The sequence below is a fragment of the Frigoribacterium sp. MEB024 genome (assembly GCF_000878135.1).
Classification (GTDB): domain Bacteria; phylum Actinomycetota; class Actinomycetes; order Actinomycetales; family Microbacteriaceae; genus Frigoribacterium.
In genome coordinates, this window is record NZ_JXQZ01000045.1 from 1 (window position 1) to 13,934 (window position 13,934).

Consider the following 13,934-nt stretch of genomic DNA (forward strand, 5'->3'; position numbering starts at 1 on the left):
GGCAGCGTCAGAGGGCTCGAGCACGATCGTCATGGCCCGTCGAGTCTAAGCGCGACCACCGACATGGCGAGAGGACGCGGGGCGACCGCGGTCGAGGGCGGCGTCGCGCGGGGTCAGCGGGACGCGAAGGCGACCCGCGCCTCCTCGGCGAGCTCGGGTTGGTCGGCGAAGACTCCGTCGACGCCGAGCGCCATGAGCGAGGTGAACTCGGCGCGCCAGTCGCCGAACGCCGCCTTGCCGCCGGGGCCGCGGTGGGCCTTGGCCAGGAAGGCGTTCTCGGCGCGGAGCGTCCAGGTGAAGACGGCGAGGCCGGCCGCGTGCGCCCGGTCGACGACCCGACCGTCGGTCGCCCCCTGCGCGTCGACGAGCGTGTGCTTGTCGAGGCTGACGCCGTGCAGCCCCGCGTCGACGAACGACTCGAGCGACTCGGCGTGCAGCTGATCGCGGTAGCCCACCGACGTCCGTCCCGTCGCGACCAGGTCGGCCGCGACGCCCGCCTTCTCGAGCAGGTAGACGAGCCGGGCCCCGAGCCGCTGGTCGGCCAGGCGACCGAGCACGGTCTGCTCGAACGACTCGATGGTCAGCCGCGGGTCGTCGACCCAGCGCCGCTGCCGCAGCTCGTCGGCGAGCAGCTCGCCGAGCGGCAGGCCGATCGAGTCGAAGTAGGTGGCGTGCTTCACCTCGGCGACGAGCCCGACGGGTCGATCGGCCGCGTCGAGCAGGTCGAGCAGGTCGCCCAGCCGCTGGATGCGCCCCTCGCCGTCGTGCGCCGCGCTCTCGGGCCGCAGCTCGGGCAGCCGTTCGCGGATGCGCAGCGTGCTGAGTTCGTCCCAGGTGAAGTCCTCGGTGAACCAGCCCGTGACCTTCGTCCCGTCGATCGTCTTGGTCGTGCGTCGGTGCCGGAACTCGTCGTGCTCGGCGACGTCGGTCGTGCCCGAGATCTCGTTCTCGTGCCGCAGGACGAGCACACCGTCGCTCGAGGCGACCAGGTCGGGCTCGATGGCGTCGGCCCCGAGCTCGATCGCGAGCCGGTAGGCGTCCTCGCCGTGCTCGGGTCGGTGACCGCTGGCGCCGCGATGGGCGATGACGAGAGGCGAGGTGGACACCCGGTCACGCTAACCGGCGTCCCCGTGCGCAGCCCGAGCCGCCCGACCGCTTGGCAAGCGACCGCGTGTGGAGAGACGAGGAGGCGCGGCCCCCGGGGACGAGGCGTCTCGCCCACCGCAGACGCAAAAGATGCACGGCGCGCACGTTCGCCCTGCGAGAATGCGGCTCTCATCAGGCAGATCTTCAGCCATTCGTTGCACGACAGGCGTTAGCCTCATGTGTACGGAAACGCCTTCGTGAACCTGCGCGGGCAATCCACACATCCCTAGCGATCAGAAGAGGAACCCCTTGGCATTCTCGAATCCCGGCTTCAGTCAGTCGCCGGCCTTCTCGAAGAACGGCGGGCCCGTCATCCGTCAGCAGCAGGGCGCAGCCCAGCCGGTCGAGTACAACGGCATGACCGCCGAGCAGTTGCAGCAGCTCTACTCGCAGCCCGCCGCCGGCCCCACCCAGACCGACCGCATGACGTACGAAGACACCATCACCAAGACGCTTCTCGCGTTCGGTGTCGTGCTCGTCGGTGCGGCCATCGGGTGGTTCGTCCCCGCGCTCGCGATCGTCGGCGCCATCGCCGGCTTCGTCCTCGCGCTCGTCAACATCTTCAAGAAGAAGCCCTCCCCGGGGCTCGTCCTCGCGTACTCGGCGGCGCAGGGCCTCTTCGTCGGTGGCATCTCGTCCATCTACGAGTCGCAGTTCGACGGCATCGTCACCCAGGCCCTGCTCGGCACCGCGGCCGTGTTCGTCACGACCCTGCTGCTCTTCAAGAGCGGCAAGGTGCGCGCCTCGGCCAAGGCCACCAAGATCTTCCTGATCGGCATGGTCGGCTACGCCGTCTTCTCGCTGCTCAACCTCGGCCTGATGGCCTTCGGTGCCAACAGCAACCCCTGGGGTCTGCGCGGGTCGTTCGAGATCTTCGGCATCCCGCTCGGCTTCTTCCTGGGCATCCTGGTCGTCATCATGGCTGCCTACTCACTCGTGCTCGACTTCGACCAGATCAAGACCGGCGTCGAGCGCGGCGCACCCCGCATCTACGGCTGGTCGGCCGCCTTCGGCATCGTCATGACGGTCATCTGGCTCTACGTCGAGATCCTGCGCATGATCGCCATCCTGCGAGGCAGCGACTAGGCACGACGCCGTCACCAGCGGCACCCCGAAGCGGGGCTCGTTCCGAGAGGGACGGGCCCCGCTTCCCTGTGGGTGGGGGGGCGATGGCCGAGTGGGCAGAAGGTGCTGTTCGTGGGCGGGGGACGAGCATGTTCTGCCCACTCGTTCGTGTGCTGACCAGGAACGACGAAGAGATCCAGGGACGACGAAACCCCCTGGAGACGACGAAACCCCCTCGGGCAGCTGTCTGCCGGAGGGGGCTTCGCCTCACTGCGCTTCGCGAGAGGTCTCCCTCACTCGACGTTCGCGGCTACTGGTGGGCACCGGGGTCGCAGGCTCCCCCGGAATGATCAGGCCTCGGCGCTCCGCGCCGGAACCAGCCCGGTCACTGCGCTTCGCGAGACGTCAGCCTCACTCCATCTCGGCGGCTACTGGTGGGCACTGACGGCGCAGAGCGCCGCCAGAGTGACGCTTCGCGTCACTCCCATTCGATCGTTCCCGGGGGCTTCGAGGTGACGTCGAGCACGACGCGGTTGACACCGTCGACCTCGTTCGTGATGCGGTTCGAGATGCGGGCCAGCACGTCGTAGGGCAGACGCGTCCAGTCTGCCGTCATCGCGTCTTCCGAGGACACCGGGCGCAACACGATCGGGTGACCGTACGTACGACCGTCGCCCTGCACACCCACCGAGCGGACATCGGCGAGCAGCACCACGGGGCACTGCCAGATCTCGTCGTTTAGGCCGGCCGCGGTCAACTCGGCCCGCGCGATCGCGTCGGCCGCACGCAACAGCTCGAGTCGCTCGTGCGTCACCTCGCCCACGATGCGGATGCCGAGACCGGGGCCGGGGAACGGCTGGCGCCCGACGATGACCTCGGGCAGACCGAGCTCACGACCGATCGCCCGCACCTCGTCCTTGAAGAGGGTGCGCAGCGGCTCGACGAGCTCGAACTGCAGGTCTTCGGGCAGACCGCCCACGTTGTGGTGGCTCTTGATGTTCGCCGTGCCCGTACCGCCACCGCTCTCGACGACGTCGGGGTAGAGGGTGCCCTGCACCAGGAACTTCACGGCCGAGTCGCCCTCGGCCGCGGCCTCGAGCACCAGCGCCTCGGCGGCGGCCTCGAAGCTGCGGATGAACTCGCGGCCGATGATCTTGCGCTTCTGCTCGGGGTCGGTCACCCCGGCGAGGGCGTCGAGGAACTGCTGCTCGGCGTCGATCGTGACGAGTCGCACACCGGTCGAGGCGACGTAGTCCTCTTCGACCTGACGACGCTCGTCGGCGCGCAGCAGACCGTGGTCGACGAAGACGCAGATCAGCTGGTCGCCGACGGCCTCGTGCACGATGGCGGCCGCGACGGCCGAGTCGACCCCGCCCGAGAGGCCGCAGATGACGCGCGCGTCGCCGACCTGCTCGCGGATGCGGGCCACCTGCTCGGCGATGACGTTGCCGCTGTTCCAGTCGGCGGGGATGCCGGCGGCACGGTGCAGGAAGTTCTCGAGCACGGCCTGGCCGTACGACGAGTGCTTGACCTCGGGGTGCCACTGGACGCCGTAGAGCTTGCGGGCGTCGCTCGAGAACGCGGCGACGGGGGTCGAGGCGCTCGACGCCAGCACGTCGAAGCCCGCAGGGGCCTTCGACACCGAGTCGCCGTGACTCATCCACGTCGTCTGCGAGGACGGTTGGCCGGACAGCAGCGTGCTGTCGCCCTCGGCGAGCGTCACGTCGGTGGCGCCGTATTCGCGCTGACCCGTCTGCGACACCTCGCCGCCGAGCGCCTTGGCCATCGCCTGGAACCCGTAGCAGATGCCCAGCACGGGGATGTCGAGGTCGAAGATGCCCGCGTCGATGCTCGGCGCGCCTTCTTCGTAGACGCTCGAGGGACCGCCGCTGAGCACGATGCCCACGGGGTTCTTCTCGGCGATCTCGGCCGCGGTGATCGTGTGGGGCACGATCTCGCTGTAGACGTTGGCCTCACGCACGCGCCGGGCGATCAGCTGCGCGTACTGGGCGCCGAAGTCGACCACGAGCACGGGGCTCTGCGCGGTCTCGGGCGCGCGGTCGGCCGGTGCGGGGGCCGTGGCGGCGGTGGTCGCCGACGCCTCGGCGGTCTCGGGTGCGTCGGTCACGCGGGGGCTCCCTCGGTCGTGGGGGTGGTCTCGGCGGTCAGGGCTTCGTACTGCCGCGTCGCGAGCTTGGTCATGTGGCTCTCGACGAAGAACGAGAGCAGGGGCACGACGCCGCCGAGCGCGATGAGGAAGAACCGCGAGAACGGCCACCTCATCAGGCTCCAGAGGCGGAAGTCGGCGAAGAGGTAGACGACGTAGAGCCAACCGTGCGCGATGAGGATCGCGGTCGACAGGTTGAAGCCCGTGGTCGAGTCGACCGGCACGAGGAACCCGCCCTGACCGCCCAGCTGCATCTCGAGCTGCAGGGGCGTGTACTTGAACAGCATCTCGAAGATGAGCAGCAGCAGCATCACGCCGGTGACGTACGCCGAGATCTTGTAGAACCTGACGGCACCCGGGATCTTCGGGATGTCGCGTTGCCGGGGCTTCAGAGGCATGGGGACGATTCTAGCCGCGCCCACCCATGCGCCAGGACGGCACCTGTCGACGTCGAACGAGGCCGACCCACCGCCCGGCCGGGGCCCGGACGCGGAGGTCGGGACGCGCGGGGTCAGGAGGCGCGGGTCGGCTGGGTCGCGCCGCGCGCGTCCGCCTCGGCCCGCGCCTCCTCGGCTTCTTCGTACTCGCGCTCGAACGCGTCGCGCACGAGCCGGAACCACAGGAAGACGGCGAAGCCGGCGAAGACGACCCACTCGATGGCGTAGAAGACGTTGAGCCAGTTGAACTGCACGTCGGACGCCGGAGGCGCGGAGTCGATCTCGCTCAGCGACGCGGGTGCGGCGTCGGAGACGACGTAGCCGCCGTAGACCTGGCCGTCGAAGCCGGGCCACTCGTTGATCAGGGCGGCCACGGACACGACGGTCTGCGCACCGCTCTCGAAGTCGCTCTCGGTCGGCGACTCGGACGGGAAGTAACGGCCCTCGACCGTGACGGTCGAGGTCGCGGCCACGGACGCCTCGGCGGCCTCGGCACCCTCGCGGGTCGCGGACCAGCCGAGCCCCACGGGAAGCGAGGCGCCGTTGGCGTCGTCGACGAAACGGCCGATCAGCCAATAGCCGGTCTCGCCGCCGTTGACCCGGTCTCCGACGACGGCGAAGTCGTCCGGGTCGAACTCACCGGTGACGGACACGCGCTGGGCACCGAGCGAGTCGGCGAAGGGCGTCTGCGGGGTCGCGACGGACGACAGCACCTTGCTGGTCTCGGTCTCGGGGTTGACGACCTGCACGCTCTCGACGCTGCGCTCGATCTGCCAGTGGCCGAGCCAGGCGAAGATCGCCGCCACGACGAGGGCGAGGCCGAGCAGGGCGATCCATCGGGGCCGACGGGCGACGTGCCACATGGTCGCGGGCAGCGGTTCGCCGTCGACTCCGAGGAGGGCGGGGCGCTGCTCGGTCTGGGTCACGGAGGCGATCGTACCTCGCGTCGCCCACGAACCCGCTGGGACGACGGCGAGCGGTTCAGTACTCGGGGTCGCGTCGGCGGGTGGCCCGCTGATCGCTCTGTTGGCCGGCCTGCTCGGCCCAGATCCGGGCCTCGTCGGCGTCCATCGCGTCGAGGTCGTCCAGGTCGTCGTCGGCGTCGGCATCGCCGTCGGCCCCGCGTCGCGTGGTGTCGACCCGGCCCGCGGCGGCCCGCGCCGCGCCGGCCCGGACCCGCTCGGTCTCACGCTCGTCGTCGTCCTCGGTGACCTCGGCCTGATCGAGGTCGTCACCGGCGAGGGCGGCCTCCATCAGGGCGATCTCGTCACCGCTGCGCGCCTCGCGTTCGAGACGACGGGCCTCGGCCTCGGCACGCTCGGCCTTCTTGCGCGACCGCAACAGCACCGAGCCGATGCGCTCGCTGTTCGAGGCGAGGACCGGCCCGAGCACCGCCATGATCAGCACGTACAGACCGGCGAAGGGCTGCAACCGCTCGTCGAGACCCGCACCCGCGGACAGGGTCGCCAGGATCAACGCGAACTCGCCCCGGTTGACCAGGATGACCGTGGTGTTGATGCCCGCCTGCGGCCCGAGCTTGTTGAGCCACGCGACGAACTGCCCGGCACCCACGTTGAGCAGCACGGTCATGCCCACGGCGATGGCCACGGGGCCGAGCACGCTCGGGAACAGGGCCGGGTTGAGCCCGAGGCCGAAGTTCAGGAAGAAGAACGCCCCGAAGACGTCGCGCATGGGCAGGGCGAACTGCTCGACCCGGTTGCGGAACTTCGTGGCCCCGATGATCAGGCCGATGAGGAAGGCGCCGATCGCGTCCGTCACCCCGAGAACCTCGCCGAGGCCGGCGAAGAGCACGGCCAGCCCGAAGAACAACACGGTGAAGAGTTCGTCGTCGCGGGTGCGCATGAGCCTCGACACGACGCGGCCGCCCCATCGGGCCACGCCGAACATCACGACGAGGAACGCGAAGGCGATGCCGAGCTTCAAGATCACCGGCCCGGGGTCGGTCTCGCCGCTGAGCACGACGGACACGATCGCGAGGTAGATGGCGATGAAGATGTCCTCGACGACCGTGACGCCGAGGATCATCGGCGTCTCGCGGTTCGCCAGGCGGTTCAGCTCGATCAGCAGCTTGGTGACGATCGCACTCGACGACGTCGCCGTCATGCCCGCGATGATCAGCGCCTCGCGCGTGCCCCACCCGAGCATGAAGCCGAAGATCAGCCCGACGCCCATGTTGATGGCGATGTAGCTGCCGCCCGAGACGATGAGCCGCCCCGCGTTCGAGAAGAATTCGTCTTGATCGAACTCGAGGCCGAGGTTGAACAGCAGCAGGATCAACCCGAAGATGGCGATCAACTCGATGTTGTCGGACTCGAAGCTGAGCGGGAACCACCCCGTGTTCGTGCTGGCGAGCAGGCCGACGATCATGTAGATCGGGATCGACGGCAGGCCGATCAGCTTGCCGGCGCGGCCGAGCACGTACGCGATCAGCAGCAGGATGCCGAGGACGATCAGCTCTTCACCCAGGTGCATGGGCCTAGCCCCCGGGCGGGGCGTCGACCGGCGAGCGGTGCTTGAGCTCGCCCGTGCGGTAGAACGAGAACGCCTTGGCGACCTTCTCGGGTGAACCGGCCACGACGAGCGTGTCACCGGGGAACACCTTGAAGTCGCCCGACGGCGCCGGGTTGGCCGCGTCGCCACGGACGACCGCCACGACGGTGAGGCCGACGACGCCCTTGGCACCGAGGTCGCCGAGCGGCTGTCCGGCGATGTGGTCGTCGTAGTCGACCGTGAACCAGTCGATGCTCAGGCCGGGGATCTGGTCGAGGGCCGACAGCGACTCGGTGATGCGCGTACCGCCGAGCAGTTCGGCGAGCGTGTGGGCCTCGTCCTCGCTGAGGCGCAACGAGACCTTCTTGACGTGGTCGCCGTCGACGTCGTCGCTGAACGTGATCAGGTCGCTGTGACCCGAACGGTGCGTGATGACACCGCACTTGCCGCCGTCGTCGGTGATGAAGGTGTGCAGCACACCCACGCCGGGGAGCTTGACTCGACGCACGTCAACCATGGTTCGTCTCCAGTGGACTCGGGGGCAGTCGTCTCAGCCTAGCGGCGGGTTCGGCCGCGGCAGCCGGGCTGCTCGTGGTGGGGACAACCCGTCACCGTCCACAGGTGTTCCCCCGTTCTCGGACGGCGGACACGCAAGAGGCGCGGTGCCGGTCGAACCGGCACCGCGCCTCCTGCAGGTGGTCGCGCGAGCGACCGCGGGGTCAGCCCTGGCGACCGCCCGGGCTGCCCGCCGAGGTGTCGTCGCCCGGCGTGCCCGCGGGCTCGGTGACCTTCTCGCCCGGCTTGGGCGCGCCTCCTTGGTCGGCACCGGCGACGACCATGTCGTCCTCGTCGAAGCCGAAGGTGATGTCGGGTGCCTCGAGGCGGACCCGGTCGGCCGACTCGTCGTCGGGCTCGAGCTGGCTCGCCCGCTCGGCCGCGACGCGCTTCAGGTAGTTCGCGACCTCGGCCTCGGCCTCGTCGTCGCTCCAGCCGAGCACGCCGGCCATCAGCTTGGCGGCGACGGGGGCGGCGGACTCGCCCCGGTCCCACGCCTCGATCGAGATGCGGGTGCGGCGGGCGAGCACGTCCTCGAGGTGCAGGGCGCTCTCGTGGCTCGCGGCGTAGACGACCTCGGCCCGGATGTAGTCGTCGGCCCCGGGCAGCGGCTCGGCGAGCGAGGGGTCGTCACGGATCAGGTCGAGGATCTCGTCCGTCGTGGTGCCGTACCGGTTGAGCAGGTGCTCGATGCGCACCTTGTGCACGCCGAAGGCCTTGGCGATCTTGCCGCGCTTGTTCCACGCCGCGTGGTAGCCCTCGGCACCGATCAGCGGGATCTCCATGGTCGTGCTCGACGGGATGCGACCGTCGAGGGCTGCGACGGCCTCGTCGATGGCGTCCTCGGCCATGACCCGGTAGGTGGTCCACTTGCCACCGGCCACCACGACGAGACCGGGCACGGTGTGGGCGACGATGTGCTCGCGCGACAGCTTCGACGTCTGGTCGGACTCGCCCGCCAGCAGCGGTCGCAGACCGGCGTAGACGCCCTCGACGTCGGCACGGGTGAGCGGCACGGCCATGACCTTGTTGACGTGCTCGAGGATGTAGTCGATGTCGGCCGCCGTCGCCGCGGGGTGGGCCTTGTCGAGGTCCCAGTCGGTGTCGGTCGTGCCGACGAGCCAGTGGCGGCCCCACGGGATGACGAACAGGACGCTCTTCTCGGTGCGGAAGATCATGCCCATGTCGGAGTGGATGCGGTCACGCGGCACCACGAGGTGCACGCCCTTCGACGCCCGCACCTTGAACTGACCCCGCTCGCCGACCATCGCCTGCGTGTCGTCCGTCCAGACGCCGGTCGCGTTGACGACCTGCTTCGCCCGGATCTCGAAGTGCTCGCCGGTCTGGTAGTCGTGGGCCTTCACGCCGACGACCCGCTCGCCCACCTTGACGAAGCCCTCGACCCGGATGCGGCTCGCGGCGTGGGCGCCGTAGCTCGACGCGGTGCGCACCAGCGACGAGACGTAGCGGGCGTCGTCGACCTGGGCGTCGTAGTAGGTGAGGCCGCCGACGACGGCGTCCTTCGACAAGCTCGGGATGGCCCGCAACACCTGCGTCTTGCTGAGGTGGCGGTGGTGGGGAACGCCGGGCGGGCGGCCGCCGGTCCAGCTGAAGATGTCGTAGAGCGCCATGCCGGCACCGATGTAGAACCGCTCGTAGACCGGCTTGCTCAGCGGGTAGAGGAACCGCACGGGCTTCACCAGGTGCGGCGCGAGACGCTGCAGCAGCAGGCCGCGCTCGATCAGGGCCTCGCGGACGAGCCGGAAGTTCAGCTGCTCGAGGTAGCGGATGCCGCCGTGCACGAGCTTCGACGAGCGGCTCGACGTGCCCGAGCCCCAGTCACGGGCCTCGACGATGCCGACGCTCAGGCCGCGGGTCACGGCGTCGAGCGCGGAACCCGCACCGACGATGCCACCCCCGATCACGAGGATGTCGAGTTCTTTCGTCTTCAACGCCTCGACGGCTGCGGCCCGTTCGTCGGGGCCGAGCTTCGTGGAGAGCGAAACGGACGCGGACTTGGCCATGCGAGCCTCCATCGTTGGATTCGGTCGGCCCGGCCTCTCGACCGGACCACCCCATCAAACGCTAGTGAGGCTGGTAGGGGGCCACAACCACCTCGACGCGCTGGAACTCTTTCAGGTCGCTGTAGCCGGTGGTCGCCATCGAACGACGCAGCGCGCCCATGATGTTCGACGTGCCGTCGACCGTCGTGGCGGGGCCGTAGAGGATCTTCTCGAGCGAACCGATGGTGCCCACGTGCATGCGGCGACCGCGGGGCAGCTCGGGGTGGTGCGCCTCGGCGCCCCAGTGGTAGCCGCCGCCGGGCACGTCGTCGGCCCGGGCCAGAGCGGCACCGAGCATGACGGCGTCCGCACCGCAGGCGATGGCCTTGACCAGGTCGCCGGACGTGCCCAGACCCCCGTCGGCGATGACGTGCACGTAGCGCCCGCCCGACTCGTCGAGGTAGTCGCGGCGTGCACCCGCCACGTCGGCCACGGCGCTCGCCATCGGTGCGTGGATGCCCAAGGAGGCGCGGGTCGTGCTGGCCGCGCCGCCCCCGAACCCGACGAGGACGCCGGCGGCACCCGTGCGCATCAGGTGCAGTGCGGCGGTGTACGTCGAGGCCCCGCCGACGATGACGGGGACGTCGAGCTCGTAGATGAACTTCTTGAGGTTGAGCGGCTCGCTGTTCTTCGAGACGTGCTCGGCGCTGACCGTCGTGCCCCGGATGACGAAGAGGTCGACGCCGGCGTCGACGACCGTCTGGTACAGGTCTTGGGTGCGCTGCGGGCTGAGGGCACCGGCGACGGTGACCCCGGCGGCGCGGATCTCGGCGAGGCGGTCGCGGACGAGCTCGGGCTTGATCGGCTCGCTGTAGATCTCTTGCATGCGGGCGACCGAGTCGTCGTCGGAGAGCTCGCGGATCTCGGCCAGCACCTGCTCGGGGTCGTCGTACCGCGTCCAGACGCCCTCGAGGTCGAGGACGCCGAGGCCGCCGAGCTGGCCGATGCGGATCGCCGTGGCGGGACTGACCACCGAGTCCATGGGCGCGGCGATGACCGGCGACTCGAACTGGAACGCATCGATCGACCAGCCGACCGAGACGTCGCGCGGGTCGCGCGTGCGCCGGCTCGGAACGATGGCGATGTCGTCGAACGCGTACGCGCGGCGGGCTCGCTTGGAGACGCCGATCTCTACCTCAGTCACCGTGCCACCCTACCGGAGCCGGGGGTCGCACCCCCGGCCCGGAGGCATCACCGACGGTAGTTAGGGGCCTCGACGACCATCTGCAGGTCGTGCGGGTGGCTCTCTTTCAGGCCGGCCGCGGTGATCCGGACGAACTTGCCCTTGGCCTTGAGCTCGGCCACGGTGCGGCCGCCGACGTAGAACATCGACTGACGCAGACCGCCGCTGAGCTGGTACACGACGTTGTTGAGCGCGCCGCGGTAGGGCACCTGACCCTCGACGCCCTCGGGGATGAGCTTGTCGTCGCTCGGCACGTCCGCTTGGAAGTAGCGGTCCTTCGAATAGGACGTGTTCTTGCCGCGGGTCTGCATCGCACCCAGCGAGCCCATGCCGCGGTAGTTCTTGAACTGCTTGCCGCCCACGAAGACCAGGTCGCCCGGGCTCTCGTCGCAGCCGGCGAGCAACGAGCCCAGCATGACCGTGTCGGCGCCGGCCACGAGGGCCTTGGCGATGTCGCCCGAGTACTGCAGACCACCGTCGGCGATGACCGGGACGCCGGCCTCGCGCGCGGCGAGGGAGGCCTCGTAGACGGCCGTGACCTGCGGCACGCCCACGCCCGCGACGACGCGGGTGGTGCAGATGGAACCCGGCCCCACGCCGACCTTGATGGCGTCGGCACCGGCCTCGATCAGGGCCTGGGCACCGCTGCGCGTGGCGACGTTGCCACCGATCACGTCGATGTGCGCGAAGCTCGGGTCGGCCTTGATGCGACGGATCATGTCGAGCTCGCCCGAGCTCTCGCCGTTGGCCGTGTCGACCACGAGGACGTCGACCCCCGCGTCACGCAGGGCGCCGGCGCGCTCCCACGCGTCGCCGAAGAAGCCGATCGCGGCGCCGACCCGCAGGCGACCCTCGTCGTCCTTCGTGGCGTCGGGGTACTTCTCGCTCTTGTCGAAGTCCTTGACGGTGATGAGGCCGCGCAGGTGCCCGGCCTCGTCGACGAGGGGCAGCTTCTCGATCTTGTGCTGCGCGAAGATGGCGATCGCCGAGTCGGGGTCGACACCCTCGGGCGCGGTGATCAGCGGGGCCTTGGTCATGACGTCGCGGACGAGCGTCGTCGACATCTCGAACGGCGACACGAAGCGCATGTCGCGGTTGGTGATGATGCCGACCAGCGTGCCGTCGCCCTCGACGACCGGCAGGCCCGAGACGCGGAACTGCCCGCAGAGCGCGTCGACCTCGGCCACCGTGGCGTCGGGCGTCGTCGTGACGGGGTTGGTGATCATGCCCGACTCGCTGCGCTTGACCTTGTCGACGTGCGCGGCCTGGTCGGCGATCGAGAGGTTGCGGTGGATGATGCCGATGCCACCCTGGCGCGCCATGGCGATGGCCATGCGCGACTCGGTCACGGTGTCCATCGCGGCCGAGAGCAGCGGCACCGCGACCCGGATGCGCTTGGTGAGCTGCGACGAGGTGTCGGTCTCGCTCGGGATGACGTCGGTGCGGCCCGGAAGCAGCATGACGTCGTCGTAGGTGAGTCCGATGAATCCGAACGGGTCCGGCTGGTCCATGAGTCCCCTTCGAAGGAGCGAGATGAGGGTGGGTGGGTTGGCACCGGTTCGCCGTCGAGCCCGGTAGTCGATATTAACCCAGCCCGCGCCTCCTGCATTCCTGTCGGGCGCGTCCCTCGCGGACGACGAGGAGGCGCGTGGCGGCCCCCCGAGGACGCAACGGAACGGCACCGTTACCGATCCGACACACGGAAGATTCGTGATTCTCGCTCGACATGGGGGATTCTGTACCGACTCCACTCCGTCTCGCACCTGAAACATGCTCGACACACAGCGGAGTTACTGTCAGCGACGACGACGCCCCGGGAGCAGAACGAGACCGCCCGAATCTCGACGGGGCGCTTCCCACCAGGAGGTTTTGTGAGACTCTCGACGACCATCGCGTCGCGGCCACGGCTGCGGCAGTCCCTGATCGTGACGGCCTCCGCCGTACTGCTCGGACTCCTGGCGACCTTCATGGGGGCGTTCGCCCCGACGGCCGCCCACGCCGCGGCCGCCGCCTGCACCACCGACGCGACGACCGGCTGCATCCAGGGCACGATCAACGACAGCGAGCGGGAGCCCGCCTCGGGCGTCGACGTGATCGCGACGAACGCGACCGGCGACGAGCAGACCGCGACCACCGACGACACCGGTCGATGGAGCATCGCGGTGACCGAGGCCGGCAGCTACACCGTCACGGTCGACCAGGACACCCTGCCCGACGGTCAGTTCCTGGTGAACGCCGACAACGCCGAGCGCACCGTGACCGTGAACCTCGGGGCCACGGCGAGCGCCCTGTTCGCCCTCACCGCCGAGGAAGGCGCCACGAGCGGCGCCGCGACCGCGTCGAGCTTCAACTGGGACCGCTTCGCGCAGCAGTTCGCCTCGGGCATCCGGCTCGGCCTGCTGCTCGCCCTCGCGGCCATCGGCCTGTCGCTGATCTACGGCACGACGGGCCTCAGCAGCTTCTCGCACGGCGAGCAGGTGACCCTCGGCGGCCTGCTGGCCTACTCGTTCACCTCGATCGGGATGCCGCTGATCCTGGCCGCGGTGCTCAGCACGGTGATCTGTGCGGCGACGGGCTACCTGCAGGACCTCGCGATCTGGAAACCCCTGCGGAAGCGCCGGCTCAGCCTCACGCAGCTGATGATCGTGACCATCGGCCTCTCGATCGCCCTGCAGTACGCCTTCCAGTACTTCTACGGCGCCGGCACCGTGCGCATCGATCGCGACAACCCGACCACCGTCGAGTTCCTCGGCGTGACCCTGACCGTCCAGTCGTACGTCGCGATGGCGATCTCGGTGCGACTCGAA

General features: G+C 69.6%; 11 protein-coding genes. 2 read left to right on the plus strand and 9 right to left on the minus strand.

The window, feature by feature from the left end; translation table 11 throughout:
• Positions 1-113: 113 nt before the first annotated feature.
• The gene (locus SZ60_RS10420) at positions 114-1,106 is read right to left on the minus strand and encodes a glycerophosphodiester phosphodiesterase family protein (RefSeq protein WP_043595739.1); all 993 of its coding nucleotides are present in this window, start codon (positions 1,104-1,106) and stop codon (positions 114-116) included.
• A 289-nt stretch (positions 1,107-1,395) separates the two neighbouring features.
• Here SZ60_RS10420 and SZ60_RS10425 point away from each other — a divergent pair, with 289 nt between their 5' ends.
• Entirely contained in the window at positions 1,396-2,232 is an 837-nt protein-coding gene (locus SZ60_RS10425; protein ID WP_043595740.1) for a Bax inhibitor-1/YccA family protein, read from the plus strand.
• 457 nt (positions 2,233-2,689) lie between these two features.
• On the opposite strand, the gene guaA is transcribed toward SZ60_RS10425, so the two are convergent.
• The 8 genes from guaA to guaB all read right to left on the minus strand — a co-directional run bounded on the left by guaA (position 2,690) and on the right by guaB (position 12,638).
• Entirely contained in the window at positions 2,690-4,243 is a 1,554-nt protein-coding gene (guaA, locus tag SZ60_RS10430) for a glutamine-hydrolyzing GMP synthase (RefSeq protein ID WP_043595750.1), read from the minus strand.
• A gap of 92 nt (positions 4,244-4,335) precedes the next feature.
• Positions 4,336-4,776 carry a DUF3817 domain-containing protein gene (locus SZ60_RS10435; RefSeq protein ID WP_043595742.1) on the minus strand — a complete coding sequence of 147 codons (441 nt, stop codon included), beginning with the start codon at positions 4,774-4,776 and terminating at the stop codon, positions 4,336-4,338.
• A 113-nt stretch (positions 4,777-4,889) separates the two neighbouring features.
• The gene (locus SZ60_RS10440) at positions 4,890-5,741 is read right to left on the minus strand and encodes an SURF1 family protein (protein ID WP_052505324.1); all 852 of its coding nucleotides are present in this window, start codon (positions 5,739-5,741) and stop codon (positions 4,890-4,892) included.
• 55 nt (positions 5,742-5,796) lie between these two features.
• On the minus strand, positions 5,797-7,308 hold the full coding sequence (locus SZ60_RS10445; RefSeq protein ID WP_043595743.1) for a cation:proton antiporter: 1,512 nt from the start codon (positions 7,306-7,308) through the stop codon (positions 5,797-5,799).
• 4 nt (positions 7,309-7,312) lie between these two features.
• Positions 7,313-7,843, minus strand: coding sequence for a cation:proton antiporter regulatory subunit (locus SZ60_RS10450; RefSeq protein WP_043595745.1), 531 nt, complete (start codon positions 7,841-7,843; stop codon positions 7,313-7,315).
• 202 nt (positions 7,844-8,045) lie between these two features.
• The gene (locus SZ60_RS10455; RefSeq protein WP_082060050.1) at positions 8,046-9,905 is read right to left on the minus strand and encodes a glycerol-3-phosphate dehydrogenase/oxidase; all 1,860 of its coding nucleotides are present in this window, start codon (positions 9,903-9,905) and stop codon (positions 8,046-8,048) included.
• 61 nt (positions 9,906-9,966) lie between these two features.
• Complete coding sequence (locus tag SZ60_RS10460; RefSeq protein ID WP_043595746.1) at positions 9,967-11,088, minus strand: GuaB3 family IMP dehydrogenase-related protein; 1,122 nt, start codon at positions 11,086-11,088, stop codon at positions 9,967-9,969.
• Positions 11,089-11,135: 47 nt separating this feature from the next.
• Positions 11,136-12,638 carry an IMP dehydrogenase gene (guaB, locus tag SZ60_RS10465; protein WP_043595747.1) on the minus strand — a complete coding sequence of 501 codons (1,503 nt, stop codon included), beginning with the start codon at positions 12,636-12,638 and terminating at the stop codon, positions 11,136-11,138.
• Positions 12,639-12,998: 360 nt separating this feature from the next.
• Between guaB and SZ60_RS10470 the strand changes: the two genes are divergently transcribed.
• Positions 12,999-13,934: carboxypeptidase regulatory-like domain-containing protein (locus tag SZ60_RS10470; protein ID WP_043595749.1), on the plus strand; the 936-nt coding region annotated here is incomplete at its 3' end.